The sequence below is a fragment of the Mesorhizobium sp. RCAM 05099 genome (genome assembly GCF_059683685.1).
Genome location: NZ_CM185035.1, coordinates 1,561,679 through 1,582,824, shown reverse-complemented (window position 1 = coordinate 1,582,824; position 21,146 = coordinate 1,561,679). Strand labels below are relative to the sequence as shown.

At 63.4% G+C, this 21,146-nt stretch carries 26 protein-coding genes and 1 pseudogene; 16 read left to right on the top strand and 11 right to left on the bottom strand.

All coding sequences use genetic code 11. The annotated features are described in order from the left end of the window. Positions 1 to 10: 10 nt before the first annotated feature. Positions 11 to 505, top strand: a complete 495-nt coding sequence (locus AC56QQ_RS07820; protein WP_489863263.1) for a DUF2244 domain-containing protein — start codon at positions 11 to 13, stop codon at positions 503 to 505. A 2-nt stretch (positions 506 to 507) separates the two neighbouring features. On the opposite strand, the gene AC56QQ_RS07815 is transcribed toward AC56QQ_RS07820, so the two are convergent. Beyond that, a complete protein-coding gene (locus AC56QQ_RS07815) occupies positions 508 to 1,323 on the bottom strand; it encodes a class I SAM-dependent methyltransferase (RefSeq protein WP_497126250.1) in 816 nt (271 codons plus the stop codon). A gap of 116 nt (positions 1,324 to 1,439) precedes the next feature. Here AC56QQ_RS07815 and AC56QQ_RS07810 point away from each other — a divergent pair, with 116 nt between their 5' ends. The 6 genes from AC56QQ_RS07810 to AC56QQ_RS07785 all read left to right on the top strand — a co-directional run bounded on the left by AC56QQ_RS07810 (position 1,440) and on the right by AC56QQ_RS07785 (position 6,469). After that, complete coding sequence (locus AC56QQ_RS07810; RefSeq protein WP_497126248.1) at positions 1,440 to 2,318, top strand: methylated-DNA--[protein]-cysteine S-methyltransferase; 879 nt, start codon at positions 1,440 to 1,442, stop codon at positions 2,316 to 2,318. A gap of 188 nt (positions 2,319 to 2,506) precedes the next feature. Beyond that, the gene (locus AC56QQ_RS07805) at positions 2,507 to 3,412 is read left to right on the top strand and encodes a ribokinase (protein ID WP_497126246.1); all 906 of its coding nucleotides are present in this window, start codon (positions 2,507 to 2,509) and stop codon (positions 3,410 to 3,412) included. A 1-nt stretch (position 3,413) separates the two neighbouring features. Then, a complete protein-coding gene (locus tag AC56QQ_RS07800) occupies positions 3,414 to 4,865 on the top strand; it encodes an amidase (RefSeq protein ID WP_497126244.1) in 1,452 nt (483 codons plus the stop codon). 112 nt (positions 4,866 to 4,977) lie between these two features. After that, a complete protein-coding gene (locus tag AC56QQ_RS07795) occupies positions 4,978 to 5,592 on the top strand; it encodes a LysE family translocator (protein WP_489863267.1) in 615 nt (204 codons plus the stop codon). A gap of 155 nt (positions 5,593 to 5,747) precedes the next feature. After that, on the top strand, positions 5,748 to 6,023 hold the full coding sequence (locus AC56QQ_RS07790; RefSeq protein WP_497126242.1) for a hypothetical protein: 276 nt from the start codon (positions 5,748 to 5,750) through the stop codon (positions 6,021 to 6,023). Between the two features lie 185 nt (positions 6,024 to 6,208). Beyond that, a complete protein-coding gene (locus tag AC56QQ_RS07785) occupies positions 6,209 to 6,469 on the top strand; it encodes a hypothetical protein (RefSeq protein ID WP_497126239.1) in 261 nt (86 codons plus the stop codon). 9 nt (positions 6,470 to 6,478) lie between these two features. On the opposite strand, the gene AC56QQ_RS07780 is transcribed toward AC56QQ_RS07785, so the two are convergent. Next, entirely contained in the window at positions 6,479 to 7,420 is a 942-nt protein-coding gene (locus AC56QQ_RS07780) for a nucleoside hydrolase (RefSeq protein WP_497126237.1), read from the bottom strand. Between the two features lie 307 nt (positions 7,421 to 7,727). Here AC56QQ_RS07780 and AC56QQ_RS07775 point away from each other — a divergent pair, with 307 nt between their 5' ends. Both AC56QQ_RS07775 and AC56QQ_RS07770 read left to right on the top strand, forming a co-directional pair. Continuing rightward, a complete protein-coding gene (locus AC56QQ_RS07775; protein ID WP_023760739.1) occupies positions 7,728 to 8,153 on the top strand; it encodes an Hsp20 family protein in 426 nt (141 codons plus the stop codon). Positions 8,154 to 8,216: 63 nt separating this feature from the next. Next, positions 8,217 to 8,471, top strand: coding sequence for a BQ00720 family protein (locus tag AC56QQ_RS07770; RefSeq protein WP_013529590.1), 255 nt, complete (start codon positions 8,217 to 8,219; stop codon positions 8,469 to 8,471). A 65-nt stretch (positions 8,472 to 8,536) separates the two neighbouring features. On the opposite strand, the gene ptsN is transcribed toward AC56QQ_RS07770, so the two are convergent. The 6 genes from ptsN to lptC all read right to left on the bottom strand — a co-directional run bounded on the left by ptsN (position 8,537) and on the right by lptC (position 13,839). Then, a complete protein-coding gene (ptsN, locus tag AC56QQ_RS07765) occupies positions 8,537 to 9,001 on the bottom strand; it encodes a PTS IIA-like nitrogen regulatory protein PtsN (protein WP_091583220.1) in 465 nt (154 codons plus the stop codon). A gap of 60 nt (positions 9,002 to 9,061) precedes the next feature. Next, complete coding sequence (gene hpf / locus AC56QQ_RS07760) at positions 9,062 to 9,646, bottom strand: ribosome hibernation-promoting factor, HPF/YfiA family (RefSeq protein WP_091583223.1); 585 nt, start codon at positions 9,644 to 9,646, stop codon at positions 9,062 to 9,064. 268 nt (positions 9,647 to 9,914) lie between these two features. Beyond that, complete coding sequence (gene rpoN, locus AC56QQ_RS07755) at positions 9,915 to 11,441, bottom strand: RNA polymerase factor sigma-54 (RefSeq protein WP_497101014.1); 1,527 nt, start codon at positions 11,439 to 11,441, stop codon at positions 9,915 to 9,917. A gap of 298 nt (positions 11,442 to 11,739) precedes the next feature. Further along, on the bottom strand, positions 11,740 to 12,558 hold the full coding sequence (lptB, locus tag AC56QQ_RS07750; protein WP_091583228.1) for an LPS export ABC transporter ATP-binding protein: 819 nt from the start codon (positions 12,556 to 12,558) through the stop codon (positions 11,740 to 11,742). Continuing rightward, complete coding sequence (locus AC56QQ_RS07745) at positions 12,558 to 13,139, bottom strand: LptA/OstA family protein (RefSeq protein WP_091583230.1); 582 nt, start codon at positions 13,137 to 13,139, stop codon at positions 12,558 to 12,560. The genes lptB and AC56QQ_RS07745 overlap by 1 nt, the downstream gene beginning before the upstream one ends. Beyond that, a complete protein-coding gene (lptC, locus tag AC56QQ_RS07740; RefSeq protein ID WP_497126234.1) occupies positions 13,126 to 13,839 on the bottom strand; it encodes an LPS export ABC transporter periplasmic protein LptC in 714 nt (237 codons plus the stop codon). The genes AC56QQ_RS07745 and lptC overlap by 14 nt, the downstream gene beginning before the upstream one ends. A gap of 398 nt (positions 13,840 to 14,237) precedes the next feature. Here lptC and sppA point away from each other — a divergent pair, with 398 nt between their 5' ends. From sppA to lhpI, 4 genes are all read left to right on the top strand, one after another. After that, positions 14,238 to 15,194: a signal peptide peptidase SppA gene (sppA, locus tag AC56QQ_RS07735; protein ID WP_269907451.1), complete on the top strand. Its 957-nt coding sequence runs from the start codon at positions 14,238 to 14,240 to the stop codon at positions 15,192 to 15,194. 82 nt (positions 15,195 to 15,276) lie between these two features. After that, a complete protein-coding gene (locus AC56QQ_RS07730; RefSeq protein ID WP_006200394.1) occupies positions 15,277 to 15,561 on the top strand; it encodes an integration host factor subunit beta in 285 nt (94 codons plus the stop codon). A 58-nt stretch (positions 15,562 to 15,619) separates the two neighbouring features. After that, positions 15,620 to 15,976: a DUF1049 domain-containing protein gene (locus AC56QQ_RS07725; RefSeq protein ID WP_489863273.1), complete on the top strand. Its 357-nt coding sequence runs from the start codon at positions 15,620 to 15,622 to the stop codon at positions 15,974 to 15,976. A gap of 37 nt (positions 15,977 to 16,013) precedes the next feature. Beyond that, positions 16,014 to 16,979, top strand: a complete 966-nt coding sequence (gene lhpI / locus AC56QQ_RS07720; protein ID WP_497126231.1) for a bifunctional Delta(1)-pyrroline-2-carboxylate/Delta(1)-piperideine-2-carboxylate reductase — start codon at positions 16,014 to 16,016, stop codon at positions 16,977 to 16,979. On the opposite strand, the gene AC56QQ_RS07715 is transcribed toward lhpI, so the two are convergent. The 3 genes from AC56QQ_RS07715 to AC56QQ_RS07705 form a co-directional block, all read right to left on the bottom strand. Then, complete coding sequence (locus AC56QQ_RS07715) at positions 16,976 to 17,413, bottom strand: EVE domain-containing protein (protein ID WP_497126229.1); 438 nt, start codon at positions 17,411 to 17,413, stop codon at positions 16,976 to 16,978. The genes lhpI and AC56QQ_RS07715 overlap by 4 nt on opposite strands. Beyond that, positions 17,410 to 17,805: a VOC family protein gene (locus tag AC56QQ_RS07710; protein WP_497126227.1), complete on the bottom strand. Its 396-nt coding sequence runs from the start codon at positions 17,803 to 17,805 to the stop codon at positions 17,410 to 17,412. Before AC56QQ_RS07710 ends, AC56QQ_RS07715 begins: the two co-directional genes overlap by 4 nt. Before the next feature lie 75 nt (positions 17,806 to 17,880). Further along, positions 17,881 to 18,570 (bottom strand): helix-turn-helix transcriptional regulator, encoded by a 690-nt coding sequence (locus tag AC56QQ_RS07705; protein ID WP_497126224.1) that lies wholly within the window; start codon positions 18,568 to 18,570, stop codon positions 17,881 to 17,883. 136 nt (positions 18,571 to 18,706) lie between these two features. Here AC56QQ_RS07705 and AC56QQ_RS07700 point away from each other — a divergent pair, with 136 nt between their 5' ends. The 3 genes and pseudogenes from AC56QQ_RS07700 to lspA all read left to right on the top strand — a co-directional run bounded on the left by AC56QQ_RS07700 (position 18,707) and on the right by lspA (position 21,144). After that, positions 18,707 to 19,789: an RsmD family RNA methyltransferase gene (locus AC56QQ_RS07700; protein WP_497126222.1), complete on the top strand. Its 1,083-nt coding sequence runs from the start codon at positions 18,707 to 18,709 to the stop codon at positions 19,787 to 19,789. Further along, positions 19,790 to 20,647 carry a TrmH family RNA methyltransferase gene (locus tag AC56QQ_RS07695; protein WP_497126219.1) on the top strand — a complete coding sequence of 286 codons (858 nt, stop codon included), beginning with the start codon at positions 19,790 to 19,792 and terminating at the stop codon, positions 20,645 to 20,647. It begins immediately after the preceding gene. Between the two features lie 13 nt (positions 20,648 to 20,660). Next, a pseudogene (gene lspA, locus AC56QQ_RS07690) lies at positions 20,661 to 21,144 on the top strand (signal peptidase II). Positions 21,145 to 21,146: the final 2 nt, after the last annotated feature.

The window sequence follows — 21,146 nt, the reverse complement described above, 5'->3', positions numbered from 1 at the left end:
ATGTCCAGTCATGAGCGACACAAACGCCTCATTTCAGGCCGACGAACCATTCTTTCAGGCACTGCTGACCCCGCACCGGTCGCTGGGAAGGACAGGCTTCTTCATCCTCATGGGCGCGCTGCTGTTTGGCTGGCTGGTGACTGGCGCGTTTTTCCTGTCGCGCGGCGCCTGGCCGGTGTTCGGCTTCTTCGGCCTCGACGTGGTCGCCGTCTACATCGCCTTTCGTGCCAACTATCGGGCCGCCCGCGCCCGCGAGGAGGTGTCGGTTTCCCGCACCAGCCTCGACATCCGAAAGACAGCGCCGTCGGGAAAATCGGAAGCACACCGCTTCAACCCGTTCTGGGCACGGTTTTCAGTCGCCCGTCATGCCGAGATCGGCATCACCAGGATGACGGTGGAGGCTCAGGGCCAGAACGTGCCGATCGGGTCTTTCCTGGACCCCGACTCTCGCGAAAGTTTCGCCACCGCCTTTTCGCGGGCTCTGGCGACTGCCAGGGCGCGTTGATTCTAGAACCGGTAGCGCAAAAGCCTGCCGACCTTGCGCAATGCGGGAATGTGTCTCCAAAGCCGAACGAACAGCTTGGCGGACCAGCCCATGCGGGCGGCGTGTTCGGGCTTGTAGGCCGAGATGTCCTCGACGAATCGCAGCTTCGGAACGGCCCGCTCCAGTTCATGCGGGTCGTCGATCGCCCAGTGAACTTCTGCGCCCGTCGCCTTGATGGTCGGATTGAGACGAAGCAGCTTCAGGCCGAAATGGCTGTAGGCGTCGAACATCAGCTCGCCGCTGGCAAGATGCGAGACAAGCCGCGCTAGCAGGCGTGGCCCCTCATCGGCTGGGAGATAGGGCGTCAGCCCTTCCGCCACCACGACGGCCGGCCGGCTGCGCGGCACCTCAGCCAGCCAATCCGGTTCGGTCAGCGACGAACCGATCAGGTGGTAGTGGTCCCGGGATGGGTAGAGCTTGCGCCTGAGCTGGATCACTTCCGGGTAGTCGACATCGAACCACTCCACGCCTTCTGGCGGATCGACACGGAAGATGCGTGTATCGAGCCCACACCCCAGATGCAGCACGATGGCGTCGGGATTTCTGGCGAGAAAGTCCTCGACGCGGACGTCCAGCGTCTTTGCCCTGATCGCCAGGCCAACGCCAAGATTGTCGTCGACCTTGAGCCTGGAGAAATCATAGTCGATCTTGCGCACCGCCTCGTCGGCGAAACGATCCCCGAGCAGCGAATTGGGCAACCTGCTCTCCCGCGCCTTGCCGTAGAGCGTCATCAGCAAGGTTTCTTTTTCCCCCGTCAGATGCACTTTCTCGCCAGCCATCGGCGCCTCCTGGGCTCGAAATTCCGTGTCTATCTGGGTATGCGCGGCAAGAAGGCAAGTTTCGGGTGGCGACCGACGCCCTGAGGGGCGATATTCCTGACCGAGGAGACAGTTCGATGAGCACACAGACAGCAGTCCTCAAAAAGGACATCACGCCCGAAGGCAGCGACTACGAAATCGTGCGCCGCGCCATCGAGAAGATCAGCCTCGACTATCGCGACCAGCCGTCGCTGGAGGAACTGGCCGAGGAGGTCGGCGAGACGCCGACCGGCCTGCAGAAGCTTTTCACCCGCTGGGCCGGCCTGTCGCCCAAGGCCTTCCTGCAGGCGGTGACGCTCGACCATGCCCGCCGGCTGCTCGATTCCGGCATGCCGCTGCTCGAAACGTCGTTCGAATTGGGCATGTCCGGCCCTGGCCGGCTGCATGACCTCTTCGTCACCCATGAGGCGATGTCGCCGGGCGACTACAAGACGCGCGGCGCCGGCCTCACCATCCGCTATGGCTACCATCCCTCGCCGTTCGGCACTGCCCTGATCATGGCCACCGATCGCGGGCTTGCCGGCCTCGCCTTCAGTGACTCGGGCGAGGAGCGCGCCACCTTCGCCGACATGTCCAGCCGTTGGCCGAACGCCATCTATGTCGAGGACATGGCCGCCACGGGACCCTATGCCGCGCGCATCTTCGACCCGACACTGTGGCGCCCCGACCAGCCGCTGCATGTCGTCATGATCGGCACCGACTTCCAGGTTCGTGTCTGGGAGGCGCTGCTCAACATCCCGATGGGCAGGGCCCGCACCTATTCCTCGATCGCCGCCAGCATCGGCGCGCCGAGCGCCAGCCGCGCGGTCGGCGCCGCCAACGGCGCCAATCCGCTCTCCTTCGTGGTGCCCTGCCATCGCGCCATCGGTAAATCCGGCGACCTCACCGGCTATCACTGGGGCCTGACCCGCAAGCGCGCCATCCTGGGCTGGGAAGCGGGGCAGATCACATCTTGAAATGGCTCGGATACCGCTGCAACGCCGGCGAAATATCCTTTCGCCGGCGTTTTCACGTCATATGGAAATGACATCACCTCGCTGACCTCAGCGAATGGCCCAACACCATGGCGCTTGCGACATCAGCAAGCTCTGGAAACCAGCGGTCTTACAGGGTAGCTTCCCGCGCATTCAGCAGGAGGCATTCCTTGATTATCGTCATCGGCTCGATCAACCTCGACCTAATCGCCAAAGTCGACCGCTTGCCGAGGCCCGGCGAGACGGTGGGCGGCTCGAGCTTCACCACTGCGCCCGGCGGCAAGGGCGCCAACCAGGCGCTGGCCGCGGCTCGCGCCGGCGTCCCCGTGCGCATGGTGGGCGCCGTTGGCAAGGACAGCTTCGCTCCCGAGGCGCTGGCATTGCTGCGCGAGGGCAAGGTCGACCTGTCCGGGGTCGCAGAGACATTTGCCTCGACGGGTACGGCGCTGATCATGGTCGGCGACGACGGCGAGAACATCATCGCCGTGGTGCCGGGCGCCAACGCGTCCGTCCTGCCCGGCGACCTCTCCAAGGCCTTCTTGAAGAAAGGCGATGTCGTGCTGCTGCAGCATGAGATCCCGCTTGCGACCGTCGGCGCAGCTCTTGATCAGGCAAGAGCGGCAGGCGCCATCACCGTGCTCAACACTGCACCCTTCCAGGGCGAGGCCGCCGCCTTGCTCGGCAAGGCCGACTATATCGTGGCCAACGAGACCGAGTTCGACCTCTACGGCGAGACGCTCAAGTTGAGCGGCCGCGACCGGGCGGCGCGCATGCGCGACTTTGCCGGGAAAACCGGCCGCACCATCGTCGTCACGCTTGGTGGTGACGGCGTGATGGCGGCGACACCGACCGATTTCCTGACCATTCCGGCAATGAAGATCACCCCTGTCGACACCGTCGGCGCCGGCGATACGTTCTGCGGTTATTTCGCCGCCAGCCTCTCGTCCGGCCTCACGCTCGAACAGGCGCTGGCGCGCGCCGGCGCGGCTGGTTCGCTGGCCTGCCTCAAGCCGGGCGCCCAGCCGGCGATCCCGCTGGCCAAGGATGTCGACCAGGCGCTGCTGGAAACCCGTTGAGATGATGCGCCCTCGGACGAAGCATGCCGTGCCGCCGGCCGGCGACATCTGCCGTATGTCCGCTGTCGCGCTTGCCGCCGCGATCCGGCAGAAGAAGCTCTCCGTGCGCGAAGTGGTGACGGCATTCCTCGACCGGATCGAGGCGGTCAACCCGCTGGTCAATGCCATCGTCTCGTTGCGCGACCGTGGCGATATCCTGCGCGAGGCCGATGCGGCCGATGTCCAGCAGAGGGCGGGTGTCGAAACCGGCCCGCTCATCGGCCTGCCGATCGCCATCAAGGACCTCGCCTCGACCACCGGCCTCAGGACCTCGTTCGGCTCGCCGATCTTTGCCGATTTCGTGCCGCAGGAAGACGACTTCTTCGTCGAGCGTATCCGTGACGCCGGCGCCATCATCATCGGCAAGACCAATGTCCCCGAATTCGGCCTTGGCTCCAACACCTACAACACCGTTTTCGGGCCGACGCTGAACGCCTTCGACCCTGCCCTGACCGCCGGCGGCTCGAGCGGTGGCGCGGCGGTGGCGCTGGCGCTCGACATGGTGCCTGTCGCCGATGGCAGCGACTTCGGCGGTTCGCTGCGCAATCCGGCAGGCTGGAACAATGTCTACGGCTTCCGGCCGTCGCAAGGGCTTGTCCCCGGCGGGCCGGACCCTGAAGTCTTCCAGGCGCAGATGGGTGTCGACGGGCCGATGGGCCGCAATATCCGCGACATGGCGCTGCTGCTCGACGTGCAGGCGGGTTATCATCCGCACGCGCCCTTGTCCTACGAGAAACCAGGCTCCTTCCTCGAAGGGCTTGCAACAGCAGCGACTGGCGGTCGCATTGCCCGGCTCCGTGATCTCGGCGGTCACCTGCCGGTCGAACCGGGCATCCTCGATCTGTGCGAGGCCGCGCTGGACCGGTTCGCTGATGCATCCTTCCTGACCGAACCCCTGCTGCCGGATGTCGATTTCGAAGCGCTGTGGCAGGCCTTCGTGACGCTGCGCCAGGCCAGCAGCGGCTGTGCGCTCAAGACCCACTATGACGATCCCTCGAAGCGCGGCCTGCTGAAGCCGGAAGCCATCTGGGAAGTCGAGAACGCGATGCGGCTGACGGCGCCGCGGATCCGCGCGGCCTCGGTCATCCGCACGTCCTGGCATCGAACGCTGCTGTCGATCTTCGACCGCTTCGATCTCATCGCGCTGCCGACCGCGCAGGTCTTCCCCTTCGATATCGGCACGCACTGGCCACATGAAGTCGCCGGACGAGCGATGGACAGCTACCATTGCTGGATGCAGGTTTCCGCCTTCGCCACCCTGGGCGGCTGCCCGGCGGTCAATGTGCCGGTCGGCTTCGACGACAGAGGCCGGCCAATGGGCATGCAGTTGATCGGCCGGCCGCGCGGCGACCTCGCCGTGCTGAAGGCGGCGGCGGCCTATGAGGCGATCCTGCCCTGGCCCGCCGGCGCCTGACCCGGGTTCACTGGAGGATCACAGTGCCTCGCGGGCAGGCTTGCGCGAGCATTCTTGTCATGCATTGATTGTCGCCAGCCGCGCCGCATCGGCGGCATTCCGAGGGAAAATCATGTCGCTGGAACTCTACGCCGCCTATGTCCTCGCCTGTATCGTCATCATCCTGGTGCCCGGCCCGACAGTCACGCTGATCATCGCCAACAGCATCCGCCATGGCTCCCGTGCCGGTCTCGCCAATGTTGCCGGCACGCAGGCCGGGCTGGCCGTGATGATCGCCATTGTCGGCATCGGCCTCAACACGCTGATTGCGGGCATGGGCCATTGGTTCGAATGGGTGCGGCTGATCGGCGCCGCCTATCTGATCTGGATGGGAGTGCAGATGTTCCGTTCCAAGGGCAAGCTGAACGCCGATGGAACGGCGAGGAAGCCGCGCGGTGGCTTCTTCCTGCAGGGCCTGCTGGTGGCGCTCAGCAATCCCAAGACGCTGGTGTTCTTCGGCGCCTTCTTTCCGCAGTTCATCGCGCCGCAGGGCAATTACTCGCTGCAGATCGTCGTCATGGGCCTCACCGCCATGATCTTCGCGGCCGTCTCGGATTCGACCTACGCGCTGGCAGCCGGCCGCGCCGGGCGCCTGCTGTCAGCCAGCCGCATCAAGCTCATGTCCAGGATCAGCGGCAGCTTCCTGGTCGGCGGCGGCCTGTGGCTGGCATTTTCGCGGTCGAAGTAACGGTAGGAGCCGCGAGGCCGGCGTGATGAAGAGTTGCAGTGTTCTGGAATGGCAACCGATTGAAAGTGTGTTCTACCCCCACCACATGAATCCATGTTGAGGGATTCATGTCTGTCTTTTGGACCTGGGATAGTTTGAAGAGGAACGCGCCTGGCGTGATACTCTTCGTCGGTGTGTTTGCCATCATGGTTGTGTTGGCGGCAAGCAAATGGGCCAACGACGCAACCCCGATCCGGTCGGTTGACACGATCGATGGAACGATCAGGAGCGTCTACTGGGGCAAGAATGACGGCCCCACTTACGCCCTGTCACTCAACGACAACTCGTTGGTACTTGTCGACGATGAGCAACCGCACCTCATCGGCTCAAACGCCAGGATTGAGCGCGTTACCCGCGACAATGGTTCCGTTTCCTACCGGTTTGCGAATTGAACCATCGGGACCAATTTTAAAAAGCTCCCTTGAAGTAAAATCGATAGCCTACTTACCTACTGAGTATGGGCACATCCGGGTTTTCTTTTAGAAATCGCCTGCTTTTGCTTCAGGAAGAATTTGGCGAAGCAACTGTTGGCGTAGCCATGTTTTGTGCTCTCGCCCTTGGGCCTCTGGTACCTGTCATGATGAGGCAAGCTGACCCCATTGTCGGCACACAATCGGTGGGAGGCAAGATCGAATACGCTACGACGATGCCTCTCAATCCAAAAAGTGCCGTCGGTCAGGGGTTTCACTACAGATATGAAATCCGTCTCGAGGACACCGCCGAACTGGTGTTTGTCGACGGTGAGGTGGAGACGCCGCACATGATCGGTTCGCAAGTCCGAGTGGAGCGGCAACGTCACAAGCACGGCGTCGACACCTACCGACTGCCGAATGGATGAGGATGGGATTTAAAGCCGCCCCAGCCTCTCCACCAGCAGCGCGAAGAAGCCATCATGGTCGATGTCGCGCATCACCATGGCGTTCTTCGGCCGCTTGGTGACGCCCCACCAGTCGATCACGGTCATGCCCATGGTGAGTTCCGAGGCGGTTTCCACGCTGACGTTGCAGCTGCGGCCCTTGAACAGGTCCGGCTTCAACAGATAGGCGATGACGCAGGGGTCGTGCAGCGGCCCGCCGTCGGTGCCGTACTTCTCCTCGTCGAAGCGCTCGAAGAACTCCAGCATCTCGGCTGTCGCGGTGCCGACCTTGGTGCCAAGTGCGCGGAAGGCCTGCGTGCGCTTGGCGGTTGTCAGCGCCTTGTGGGTGACATCCAGCGGCATCATCACGATCGGAATGCCGGATTTGAGCACGATATCGGCGGCATGCGGATCGACATAGATGTTGAATTCGGCCGCCGGCGTCACATTGCCGCCCTCGAAGAAGCCGCCGCCCATCAGCACTATTTCCTTGATCCGATGCGCGATGCGCGGTTCGCGGATCAGCGCAAGCGCTATGTTGGTCAGCGGGCCGAGCGGGCAAAGCGTGATGGTGCCGCTCTCTTCCTTCATCAGCGTCTCGACAATGAAATCGACCGCGTACTCCTTTTGCAGCTTCATCGTCGGTTCGGGCAATTGCGGCCCGTTGAGGCCGGTCTTGCCATGCACTTCCTCGGCGGTGACCAGTTCGCGCAGCAGCGGCCGGATGGCGCCGGCGTAGACCTTGATATCCGGCCGGCCAGCCAGCTCGCAGATCTTGCGGGCATTCTTTTCGGTAAGCTTCAGCGGCACGTTGCCGGCAACGGCGGTGATGCCGACGATCTCCAGCTCGGAGCTGCCGAGCGCCAGCAAAATGGCGACGGCATCATCCTGGCCGGGATCCGTGTCGATGATGATCTTGCGTGATTGGGGCATTTCAATTCCTTGTTTGGCTAGGCCATGCACTTGAATGAATCCGGTCGCAACATCCGAAGGGCGCTACAGCGACCGCGAGCTGCCGCTCGACCGGGGGAGATAATCCCGACCGTCGCGCGCTTCTCGTTGCATCTGCTTGCCGTTTCAAGCGCCATGTCGATCATTCTTGTGAGTCCACGACGCGGTCTTTTTGGGCGGGCTTTTTGATGGCTTGAACTTGGCCCCGGGGCGGACCATATCAAGACCATCGGGAAAAATGCCATCCGGGTTTTTCCACTTTATGTCGCTCTTGAGAGGACAGTGTAACATGAGCCGAATGACGCCTTTTTCCAGCCCGCTTCTCCTTGGCTTCGACGCCATGGAAAAGACACTGGAACGCCTGGCGAAATCCGGTGACAGCTACCCTCCCTACAACATCGAACGCCTCAGCGGCGCCGACGGCAAGACCGAGAGGTTGCGCATCACATTGGCGGTCGCCGGTTTCGCCGAAAGCGATCTCGATGTCACAACGGAGGAAAACCAGCTGGTCGTGCGCGGCCGTCAGACCGACGACACCGAGCGCGAATTCCTTCATCGCGGCATCGCCGCACGCCAGTTCCAGCGCTGTTTCGTGCTGGCCGACGGCATGCGGGTGATCGCGGCGGAGCTGAAGAACGGCCTTTTGTCGATCGATCTTGATCGGCCGGAGTCCGAACGGCTGGTACGGAAAATAAACATATCGGTGAAAGACTGATCTTTACCGATGGCTCTCATGCGGGATGGCCTTGAGCGGCGTCTCGCGCCAAGGAGGCTTGAAATGACCAGAACTGAAACTATCACCATGACCAATGGCGAATTCGCCCATCTCGGCGAGGGCTCGGTCGCTTATCTGCGCAAGGTCTCGAGCGACGAATTGCTCGGCCGCTTCCCGAATCTCGGCGAAATCGCGCCCGGCATGGAATTGTGGGCGCTGTTTGCCGCCAATGGCCAGCCGATCCTGCTTTCGGATGCGCGTGACCGTGCTTTGGCCGGTGCGATGGAAAACGACCTGACCACGGTCGCCATTCACTGAAAGCAACCCGCTGAAACGGACAGGGCCGCCCATGGCGGCCCGTATCGCGGTTTCTTCCGGAAAGTTCAGGCCGCGTGGGAGGCCTGGGTGTCCGACAGCAGCGCGTGGATCGCAACAGCGTCGCGCGTGCCCCTGATCTTGGCCACCGTATCGGCGTCGCGCAGCACCCGCGCTATACGCGACAGCGCCTTGAGATGATCGGCGCCCGCGCCTTCAGGCGCCAGCAGCAGAAACACCAGATCGACGGGCTGGTCGTCCAGCGCCTCGAAATCGACCGGGGTCTCCAGCCGCGCGAACACCCCGGCGATGCGCTTCACGCCGGCCAGCTTCCCATGCGGGATGGCGATGCCGTTGCCGACTCCGGTCGAGCCCAGCCGCTCGCGCTGCAGGATGGTGTCGAACACTTCCCGCTCCGGAATGCCCGAAATCGCCGCTGCCCGTTCGGATAGCAGCTGCAGAAGCTGCTTCTTGGAGTTCGCCTTCAACGCCGGCATTATCGCCGGAACGTTGATAAGATCGCTCAGACCCATGCTTGAAAATCCCTTGTTCGCCTGCCGTCACCAGTCCCCACCCCTCGTGCGGCCGGCTTTTTATTCCTGTGCGACCTTGGTCGTGGACGGGTCGATCCAGCCGATGTTTCCATCGGGCCGGCGATAGACGATGTTGAGATGGTCGTTTCCGGCGTTGCGGAAGACGAAGACCGGGGTGTCCTTGGTATCGAGTTCGATAACCGCCGACGCCACCGACATGGTCTTCAGCGTCATGGTCGATTCGGCGACGATGGCCGGCGCGAAATTCTCCGGGATGTCCTCGTCATCATCGGCAAGCGGCGCCATCACCGTGTAGGCAATGTCGGTCGGTTCGCCGTTGGCGGCGCCCGAATTGTGCGATTTCAGCCGGCGCTTGTAGCGCCGCAGACGGGTTTCCAGACGATCCGCCGCCGCCTCGAAGGCGAGCGTCGGGTCCTGGGCATCGCCCGTAGCCTGCAGCGAAGCGCCGGAATCCAGCCGGATCATGCAGTCCGCCGAATAGCGCGAGCCCGATTTGATGACCGTGACGTGTCCGGCAAAGCCGCGATCGAAATACTTCCCGATCGCCTCGCCGACGCGATCGTTGATGCGTGTCCGGAACGCATCGCCGATATCCATATGTTTTCCCGATATGCGCAGATTCATCTGAAAACTGACCTTCCTTGCTCAGGCTTCAAACTGGCCCGAGTTTATACTCGTGGTCCGCGCGCACAAGCTTTGCGGCGTCACTCGCGCCGATTTTAAATCCGAACTTTCCGATTGATCACGAGCCGCCCTTTTGGGCCGTCCCGAGGCCAACGTCGTGACGGACCATCCGCATGCGGGCATCTAGCCCGTCTCATGCGGGCGGGCTTCTAGCCACTTCGCCGCGGCTTGTCAATGAAGCTCAGAAGCTGTGGAAAATCGGGCGGCCCTAACGCCCGGCGCTGGCGAGTGCGCGTTTTTCACGCCGGCGCTGCACCGACGAAGGAATATTCATACCCTCCCGGTACTTGGCGACCGTGCGCCTGGCAATATCGACACCGTTCTCGCGCAGCATGTCGACGATCGCATCGTCGGAAAGCACGTCCACGGGTTTTTCCTCATCGATCAGTTGCTTGATGCGGTCACGCACCGATTCCGAGGAATGCGCGTCCCCGCCGCCCGACGCGGCGATCGAGGCCGTGAAAAAGTACCGAAGCTCGAACACGCCGCGCGGCGTCAGCATGTACTTGTTCGCGGTGACCCGGCTGACCGTCGATTCGTGCATGCCGATGGCGTCGGCCACCGTGCGCAGGTTGAGCGGCCTCAGCTGGCGCACGCCATGGACCAGGAATGCGTCCTGCTGCCGAACGATCTCCGAGGCGACCTTGAGGATGGTCTTTGCCCGCTGGTCGAGGCTTCGCGTCAGCCAGTTGGCGTTTTGCAGGCATTCGGCCAGGAAATCCTTTTCCGCCTGGTTTTTCGCCTGCGGCGAGACCTGGGCGAAATAGACATGGTCGACCAGGACGCGCGGCAGCGTTTCGGCATTGAGCTCGACCGTCCAGCTGCCATCATTGGCCGCGCGCACCTCGACATCGGCAACGATGGCGTCGCTGGCGCCACCTGAAAACACCATGCCCGGTCGAGGATCGAGTGCCCGGATCTCGGCCAGCATGTCGAGCAGGTCCTCGTCGTCGACGCCGCAGATCCGCTTCAGCGCATGGAAATCGCGCCGCGCCAGGAGTTCGAGATTGGCGACCAGGGCCTTCATCGCCGGATCAAGCCGGTCGCGCACGGCCAGTTGCAGCGACAGGCATTCGGCAAGGTCGCGTGCAAAAAGGCCGGTAGGCTCAAAGGCCTGGCACACCGCCAGGACCTTGCCCACAGTGGCGGCGTCCGTGCCGAGGCGCGCGGCGATCTCGGCCATGTCGGCGCGCAGGTAGCCGGTTTCGTCGAGGCCATCGGCCAGGTCGCCGGCGATCAGCCGCTGCGCCGGGTCGGCGAAGGCGAGCGCGATCTGCTCGCCGACATGGTCGCGCAGCGTGATCGCCGCGGCGGCCATATCACCGGCATCAAAACCTTCGGACGAGGAGCCGCCGCCATTGCCCGAAGCCGACTTCCATTGCGCCGTCAGGTCGGGGCCGAGCCGCTCGCTTGTCCCTGGATCGTCGGGAAACAGGTTTTCCAGCGACGTATCGAGCTTTTCCGAGATCGCCTCGGCGCTCCACTGCGTCTCATTCTCGAACCAGTCGCCATCGGCGGCCGCTTCGGGCGCGGCCTCGATCTTCTGCGCCTGGTCGCTGGTCGCGTCGTCCTGCGGTTCGGCGCGCTCCAGCAGCGGGTTGCGCTCGATTTCCTCGTCGATGAAGTGCTCGAGCTCGACATGGGTGAACTGCAGCAGCCGAATCGACTGCATCAGCTGCGGCGTCATCACCAGCGACTGCGATTGTCGTAGCTGTAGTTTAGCCGCCAACGCCATGGTTCGGGTTCAAACGCCTCGTCTACGCATCCGGACTTCCGGAAGAAATTTCTGAGCCGACCATAGAAACTGGCCCGGCTTTTGCTTGTCAAGGCAAAGGCTAGCAAAACTCGCTTACCGGAGCGTTATTCGGCGACAAAATCGAAGAAAAAGGCCTCGCGAGGCGCCAAAAATCGTGTCAGGAAACAAATTTCACGCCTAAGAGCAATTCCAGGAAAGTGTGAGACGGTTTTACGTTCGGAATTGCGTGAAGACAAAAGATAGAGCGGTTTGGCGTTTCCGTGAAACGGCGAACCCCTCAGAGCGTGAAACCCTCGCCGAGATAAAGCCGCCGCACGTCTGGATTTGCCACCACTTCGTCGGCCCGGCCATGGGTCAGCACCTGGCCGGCATGGATGATGTAGGCGCGATCGATCAGGCCGAGCGTTTCGCGCACATTGTGGTCGGTGATGAGGACGCCGATGCCGCGCGCCGTCAGGTGGCGCACCAGTTGCTGGATATCGGCGACGGCGATCGGATCGATGCCGGCAAAGGGCTCGTCGAGCAGCATGTAGGCCGGGCGCGTCGCCAGCGCGCGTGCGATTTCCAGGCGTCGCCGCTCGCCGCCGGAAAGCGACATGGACGGCGCCTTGCGCAGATGGCTGATGTGGAATTCCTCGAGCAGTTCGTCGAGAATGCGGTCGCGTTCCTTGCGGCTCTTTTCGACCACTTCCAGCACCGCACGGATGTTCTGCTCGACGCTCAAGCCGCGAAAGATCGAGGCCTCCTGCGGCAGATAGCCGATGCCGAGGCGCGCACGACGATACATCGGCATCGAGGTGACGTCGAAGCCGTCGATCTCGATCGTGCCTTCATCCACCGGCACCAGGCCGGTGACCATGTAGAAGCAGGTCGTCTTGCCGGCGCCGTTGGGGCCGAGCAATCCGACCGCTTCGCCGGCGCGCACACCGATGGTGACGCCGCTGACGACCTTGCGGCCCTTGTAGCTCTTGGTCAGACCCTTGGCGATCAGGGTCCCCTTGAACTTTCCCGCATCGACGGTCACCGTGGACGGCGCCGAAATCTTGCCAGCGGCCCGCCCCGGAAGACGCGCCGTCAGCGACGACAGGCTGGCCATCAGGGGTTCGTCGCTCCCGATTTCGGCGGCGGGGTGATCGACATCTGGACGCGCTGGCCGGCGCATGGATCAACCTGGGCCAGCCCGCTTTTCATCTGCACGGTGAGCTTGCAGCCCACCAGCACGTTGTCGTTTTGCGACAGAACGACCTTTTTGCCCGACAGCACCAGCACCTGGCTCTTCATATCGAAGCTGCCTTGATCGCCGGTCGCGATCTGCGCATCGGACTTGATGTAAACCTTGTCGGAAATCTCCAGGTGATCGATGTTGGCCGAGCCGGTCATCGCCGCTCCGGTGGCTTCCGTGCCCTTGGCCGCGGCATTGGGATCCTTGACGTAATACACTGTCATCTTGCCGGCTTTGAGCAGGGTCGGCCCCTGGACGACGCTGACATTGCCCGTGAACACGGCGACACTCTCCGCCTGCCGGACCTCGAGCTTGTCGCTCTCGATCTGTATGGGCTTGTCGCCGGACAGTTTGAGACCTGACTGGCTGGTGGACTGCGCCGATGACGGCACCAGCCCGAGCAGCAGCAACGCCGAAGTTGCAGCCGCAAGCCGCGTCGAACTACTGAGCCGCATTGGTTTCTCCGCTGTTTCCCTCTGCCGTCTTCAAGGCGGCGGAATCGATGTTGACGCGCACTTTGTTCTCGAACACCAGAACCCTGCCATTGTCCCGGACCGACATCGAATCCGCCGTGATCCGCGACCCGCCACGGCTGACATCGACAGGATCTGCGGTCTTCATAGTGCCTTTGCCCATGTCGAGGAAGACCGATTTGAACTTGGCCTGCATGCCGTCGGTTGTGGTGATGGTCACGTCGCTGGTCAGGTTCATCGTATTGCCGTCGCGATCGTAGGTGCCGTGCGAGGCCTTGACCGCAGCCACATTATCAGGCGCGATCGGCACCTTGGCGTCGATGCCCTCGAGTTCGATGATGCCTTGCGTGCTGACGTCCTGAATGGCGCGGAGCGCCGTCATCGAATAGGGCTGCTTCTGCTTGGTGAAACCGTTGAGCTTGGGGTTGGCCATCACCAGCTTGCCGTTGGAAAAAGCGGTGCCTTCCGCCTGGACCGCGACGGAGACGGGCGCGGCAAGATAGGAATAGATCGGGAAGGCGACGGCGATCAACGCGGCTGCCAGCGGCACGGCGAACTTGAGAACGCGCACGCGACGCGAATGACGCTGCGCGAGGTCGAACGCATCGCCCCGCGTCCGGCCGTCCGCCGGGGGAGCCAACTCCGTCTCGGCGTTGGTCGGTTCAATCGGTCGCGCTAACATGACTGCTTTCTTCTAAACCCTGCCCGCCGGGCAGCACCGCCTATAGGTGGGACGCTGGCGCCTTCAAGCAAGCACAAGCCGACGAAAACTGCAAAAATGTGACAGCTGCAATTGTACAGACGAAAACCCGATCAGCACAACTGCCGGTGCTTCATAGCAGAAACGCATGCACAGCGTAAAATTATCCGCTGTCGGTCTCGCCATCCGAGCGCGTATCGATCGCACAAATTCGTGAAGAGAGATGGCCGGCCCCGACCGATCGGGGATCTGTATGGCCATGTAATCGCTATAGTTTGATCCTCTTTGTGGCTTGCCTCGTCGAACAGAAAAGAGAATTGCTTCCAGATGGGAGGATCATGGTCTAAAAGCGTCTCCTCCCGCCGACTGAAAGGCTGACCATGGCACTGAGAGCCGACGACCTCATCGACCGCCGCCGCTTGCGGCGCAAGCTGACATTCTGGCGCATTGTCGCCATCGGCATCGTAGCACTCGGGGTGATTGCGCTTTCATCCTGGTTCTACGGCGACGATTTCAGCGGCTCCGCCGTCAATCATATCGCCAAGGTGAGGATCGAAGGCACCATCACCGAGGACGAGGAACTGATCAAGCGGCTGGAAACCATCCGCCTGTCGTCGAAGGTGAAAGGCGTGATCCTGTCCATCGATTCGCCTGGCGGCACCACGGTCGGCGGTGAATCGATCTATGAAGAGGTGCGCAAGCTGGCCGCCGATAAGCCGGTGGTGGCGGAAGTCGGCACGCTCGCCGCATCGGCGGGCTACATGATCGCCAGTGCCGCCGATCACATCGTTGCCCGCAAGACCTCGATTGTTGGCTCGATCGGCGTGCTGATCCAGTATCCCGACGTCAGCGGCCTGATGGACAAGCTCGGCGTCAAGCTGGAGGAGGTGAAATCCTCGCCGCTGAAAGCCTCGCCCTCGCCTTTCAAGCCGACCAATGACGACGAGCGCGCCATGGTCCGCAAGCTCATCCTCGACAGCTATGACTGGTTCGTCGGCATCGTCGCCGAGCGCCGCAAGATGACCCGCGAGCAGGCGCTGGCGCTGGCCGACGGTTCGATCTTCACCGGCCGCCAAGGCGTCGCCAACGGGCTGATCGACGCTGTCGGCGGCGAGACCGAGGCGGTCGACTGGCTGGCGACCAAGGGCGTCGATGCCAAGCTCAAGGTGGTCGAATGGAAAAATACGGAACGGCGTGGTGGTTTCCTGTTCTCGAAGGCGATGGCGCAAACGATCGGCAGCGCACTCGGTCTGCCGGCCTTCAGTGGCGACGTTATTCGCGAACTTGGCGCCGACCGCTTGTTTCTTGACGGTCTCGTTTCCGTCTGGCACCCTTGAGATGCCGTTTGGGGCGAGTGAAAAAAGCAAATAAAATCATCCTCATAATTTTGACCGCACTGCTTTCACGGGGACACGTCTCATGATCAAGTCCGAACTTGTGCAGATTATTGCCACGCGCAATCCGCATCTTTTCCTGCGCGACGTCGAAAACATCGTCGGCGCGATCTTCGACGAGATCACCGACGCTCTTGCCGAAGGCAACCGGGTCGAGTTGCGTGGCTTTGGTGCTTTTTCGGTGAAAAACCGCCCTGCCCGCACCGGCCGCAATCCGCGCACCGGCGAATCCGTCGAGGTCGAGGAGAAATGGGTGCCGTTCTTCAAGACCGGCAAGGAGTTGCGTGAAAGGCTGAACGGCGGCAAGTAGGCGCGGCGTCAGCGCCAGACGGCCTTATCGGACAGGCCAGCTTCCGACGGAAAACATCATGTTCAATCGCTTCATGCTCATCGTGGTCTTCGTGCCCCTGGCGATCATCCTGATCGCGCTCGCCGTCGCCAACCGCGAATTGGTCGCCTTCACCCTCGACCCGTTCAATCCCGGCAATCCGAAGCTGACGCTGACCCTGCCCCTGTTCATCTTCCTGTTCCTGGCTCTCGCCATCGGCATGGTCGTCGGCAGCCTGGCGACCTGGGTCAAGCAGGGCCGCTACCGCAAGCTGGCGCGCCAGCGCGGCGTCGAAGCCGAAAACCTGCGTCAGGCGGTCAGCCGCGCCCCCTCGGCACCACAAGGCCCGGCCCCGGGATCGGCCCAAGGACCCGCATTGCCGAAGCCGACCACTTGAACCGCCGCTCGGCGGTTTTCTTTCCACGGAGTTTTCCATGCTGACCATTTCGGCCGCCGAGGTCGATCGTGCGCTGACCTTTCCCGGACTGGTCGAGACGCTGCGCACGGCGTTTCGCGAGGGTGCGGTGCAGCCGGTCAGGCATCATCATACGGTCGAGCGGCCCGACGGCGCCGCCTCGACCTTGCTCCTGATGCCGGCCTGGACCGATTTCCACGCGGCTGGGAGTTCGGCCGGTGGCCATATCGGCGTCAAGATCGTCACCGTCTCGCCCGACAACAACGCCATCGGCAAGCCAGCGGTGATGGGGCTCTATCTCTTGCTCAATGGCGCCACCGGCGAACCCGAAGCCTTGATCGACGGCCAACGGCTGACACAGTGGCGCACGGCCTGCGCCTCGGCGCTCGCGGCTTCCTATCTCGCCCGCGACGATGCCTCGCGGCTGCTTGTGGTCGGCGCCGGCGCCCTGTCGCCGTTCCTTGCCAAGGCGCATTGCGCCGTGCGGCCGGTCAAGACCATCCGCATCTGGAACCGCACCCAGGCCAATGCCGAGAAGGTCGCGGCCGACCTGCGCGCCGAAGGCTTCGCGGCCAGCGCCGCGAGTGATCTCGATGCCGAACTTGGGCAGGCCGACATCGTCTCCTCGGCGACGATCACGACGACGCCATTGATCAAGGGCGCGCTGTTGCGCCCGGGAACCCATGTCGACCTGGTCGGCGGCTTTACCCCGACGATGCGCGAAAGCGATGACGACGCGATCAGGCGCGCGCGCGTCTATGTCGACACCCGCGCCGGCGCCACCAAGGAAGCCGGCGACATCGTCCAGCCGCTGGCCTCCGGCGTGCTGAAGCCGGAAGCCATCGTCGCCGACCTGCATGAACTGGCGCGCGGCCAGAAGAAGGGCCGTGAGAGCACAAGTGAGATAACGCTGTTCAAGTCGGTCGGCGCGGCGCTCGAGGATCTTGCCGCCGGCATCGCCGTCTACAAGGCGCTCAAGGCCTAGTTCACCGCCGCGACCTTTTGGGCGCCCATCGCCTCTGCGACCAGGGCGAAATCAGCCGCGCTGATCGGAAACAGGCCAAAGCGAAGCTGATAGCCCCAGTTCGACCTGCCGGCGGTGAATTCCAGCCGGTCGAGCAGCGGCTTGATCGATGTTTCCTCGGCCCTCGCCCACTCGACATCGCGGCGGAACGGCGTGAAGCCGCCGCCCATATCGCCCTCATAGGGCTCGCCTTCCCGCACGGTGCCGATTGCCGTGAAAGCCTGCAGGCCGTCTTTCTCGCCCATAATGGTGGTTGGCGAATAGTAGATGATGCCATCGCCGGGCTTGACGCGGCGCAGGGGCGCCGCTTTGCCGTGATTGACCTGCATGAAGCCGGCGGCGCGGCCGCGCCGGACATGTTCGGCCGACGCCACCCCGATCCAGTAGGCGCTCATTTCTGCTCCCCATCGGCCTGTGCTCCATCGGACAGCCAGTAGACGCGCAGGCGGTGGTTGTCGGGATCGAGCGCAACGAAAGTACGGCCGAAATCCAGGTTGGTCGGGGTCTGCAGGATCTTCAGCCCGCGCCCGGCCCAATCGGCATGGGCGGCATCGACCGCGTCAGGCGTATCCAGCGCAAACACGATCTCGGCGCCGCCACCCGCCGCCGACGCCGCCGGCTCCACCGTGTGGCGCGACCAGAGGCCAAGCTTGAAGCCGTTGTCGAGCACGAACAGGACGAAAGTGGCTGAGCTTTCGACCGGCTCACGTCCGAGCAGCGCGCCGTAGAAGGCGCCGCTCCGCTGCGGTTGGTCGACATAGAGGATGACGAAATTCGGGGATGTCATGAATTGCTCTCCAAGGTTCGGCGTTTCGACTTGGCGAGGCTAGGGCAGGCTACTGTCAGATTCTGGCAGTAGCCATCATGAGTCGCGCGACTTGTCGAGCGTTGCCCGCCATTCCTTGAGCAGCGCGTGGCGACGGCGCGGATAGCGCATGTCGGTGGCTTCGAGTTCCGCGATGCGGTCGGCGCGAAAATGGCGAAAATCCTGCCGCATCTCGCACCACGCCACCACCACCCGCACCTTGTCGAAGAAGGCCAGTGCAAACGGCCAGACCACACGTTCGGAGGCGGCGCCGCCGGCATCGCGGTAGAGAAAGCCAAGCTTGCGTTCATTGCGGATAGCCTGCCGCACCAGGCCCAGATCGATGCCTTCGACAGCCTTGGCGGGTGGCCCGACCAGCAGCGTCGATGCATCGAGGTCCCCGCGCAGATCGTCCGGCAGCACGGCGGCGATCTTGGCCAGCGCGTTGGTGGCGGCGGCCGAAAGACGCTGGTCCGGCTGCTTGGCGACCCAGCGCGAGCCGAGCACGATGGCTTCGATCTCCTCGTCGCTGAACATCAGCGGCGGCAGCATGAAGCCGGGCTTGAGCACATAGCCCAGCCCCGCCTCACCCTCGATCGGCGCGCCCTGCCCCTGCAGCGTGGCGATATCGCGGTAGAGCGTGCGGATCGAAATCCCGAGCTCATCGGCCAGCGCCTGCCCACTCACCGGCCGGCGGTGCCGGCGCAGGCACTGGATCAGGTCGAGCAGGCGTTCTGAGCGGGACATCCGGTAGATTTGCCTGTTTCTTTGACATTGGTCCATCACCAGACGGCATCAACCGGAGTGGCTGGCGCGGCGGACTTGGTTGCGAAGCCGGTTGCCCTATGCCAAAAGCGGCCACGCCGCTCGGAGATGCTCCTGCTTGAAGTCTTTTCGCGACAAACGCCGCGACAACCGGCCGCCCGCCAAGGGCGGAGCCGGAGAGGCGCGTCCGCATGAGGGGCGCTCAACGGCACGGCCGGACACCAGGCCGCGCGAACGGGAGGCCAGAGCCGATGACCGCTCCGAGCCGAAATCCGCACCGCGCATCCTTGCCCGCCGCGACGGCGCCCTGCCCGCCGAACACCTCCCGCTGATCCTGGAAGTGGCGCCGAATGCCGACTATGCGCTGCTCGACAGCGGCGCCGGGCAGAAACTCGAACAATACGGCCCATACCGCATCGTGCGGCCCGAGGGCCAGGCGATCTGGCAAAAGGCCTTGCCGGCAAGGGACTGGGAGCGCGCCGACGCGATCTTCACCGGCGACACCGACGAGGAAGGAATCGGCCGCTGGCGCTTCCCCGGGACGCCGCTTGGCGAGACCTGGCCGATGAAGCATGACGGCATCGACTATCTCGGCCGTTTCACCTCGTTTCGCCATGTCGGCGTGTTTCCCGAGCAGGCCTCGCACTGGGACCACATGGCCGGGCTGATCGCGGCGGCGAGGCGGCCGGTCAAGGTGCTGAACCTGTTCGGCTATACCGGTCTTGCCTCGCTGGTGGCGGCCCGCGCCGGCGCCGAGGTCACCCATGTCGATGCCTCGAAGAAGGCGATCGGCTGGGCCCGTGAAAACCAGGAAATGGCCGGGCTCGGCAGCAAGCCGATCCGCTGGATCGTCGACGACGCGGTGAAATTCGCCGAGCGCGAGGAGCGCCGCGGCAGCCGCTACGACATCATCCTATTCGATCCGCCGGCCTATGGCCGCGGCCCCAAGGGCGAGGTCTGGCAACTGTTCGAGGACCTGCCGGGGCTGACCGACCTTTGCTGCGCGATCCTGACGCCGAAGCCGCTTGCCGTGGTGCTGACCGCCTATTCGATCCGCGCCTCGTTCTTCGCCATCCATGCCCTGATGCGCGATACCTTTGCCGGCATGGGCGGCAAGGTCGAATCGGGAGAGTTGATCATTCGCGAGAAATCCGCCGGCCGCGCGCTTTCCACGTCGCTTTTCTCGCGCTGGGTGGCCTGAATGAACGAGCGGCACGCAGGCGCACCCGGCCAGGTGAAGGAAGTCACCAGCCTCGCCAACCCCCTGGTCAAGGACATCAAGGCGCTGGCGCTGAAGAAATTCCGCGACCAGCAGAACGCCTTCATGGCCGAGGGCCTGAAGCTGGTCATCGATGCGCTCGATCTCGGCTGGCAGATTAGGACATTGGTTTTCGCCAAGGCCGGACGCGGCAACGCGGCGATCGAGAAGGTCGCGGCGCGCACCGTTGCCGCCGGCGGCATGGTGCTCGAAGTGTCGGAAAAGGTGCTTGTCGCCATCACGCGCCGCGACAATCCGCAAATGGTGGTCGGCGTCTTTTCGCAAAAGTTCCTGCCGCTGAAGGACATCCGTGCCCAGAGCGACGATGTCTGGGTGGCGCTCGACCGGGTGCGCGATCCCGGCAATCTCGGCACCGTCATCCGCACCGTCGATGCCGTCGGCGCCAGGGGCGTCATCCTGGTCGGCGACACCACCGATCCTTTTTCCGTGGAGACGGTGCGCGCCACCATGGGTTCGATCTTTGCCGTGCCGGTGGTCAAGGCGACGACCGAGGCTTTCCTTGCACGGCGAGGAGGGTTTTCAGGCCTCGTCGCCGGCACCCACCTGAAAGGCGCCGTCGACTACCGCTCGGTCGACTTTTCCCGCGGCCCGGTGCTGCTGATGATGGGCAACGAGCAGCAGGGACTGCCCGAAAGCCTGGCGGCAAGTTGCGACAGGCTGCTGCGGATTCCGCAAGCGGGCCGCGCCGATTCGCTCAATCTTGCGGTCGCCACCGGCATCATGCTGTTCGAGATCCGGCGCGCCGCGCTGAAGCTCGAACCAATCGTGGACCAGCAATGAAGGTTACCCGCCCGTGAGATCATGGTCCCCCTACGCGCTGCTCGTCGTCGCGGCCATAACGCTCGACCAGTGGGTAAAACACCTGGTCGAGACCGGCCTGCCCTTCCAGGAAAAGCTCGATCTCGTGCCATTCCTGGCGTTGTTCCGCACCTACAACACCGGCATCGCCTTCTCGATGTTTTCCTCCTTCGGCGACATCGGGCTGATCGTCATCTCGCTTGCGGTCGTTGCCTTCGTGCTGTTCCTCGGCGACGCGGATAGCGCCGTCCCAGATCCTTGCCCGCACCGGCTTTGCGCTGATCGTCGGCGGCGCGCTCGGCAATCTGATCGACCGCGCCGTCTATGGCCACGTCATCGACTACATCCTGTTCCACACGCCGGTCTGGTCCTTCGCCGTCTTCAACCTCGCTGACGCCTTCATCTCGGTGGGTGCGGTGCTGGTCGTCTTCGACGAACTCTTCGGCTGGCGGCGTGAGCCCAGACCTTCGAACGATTGACC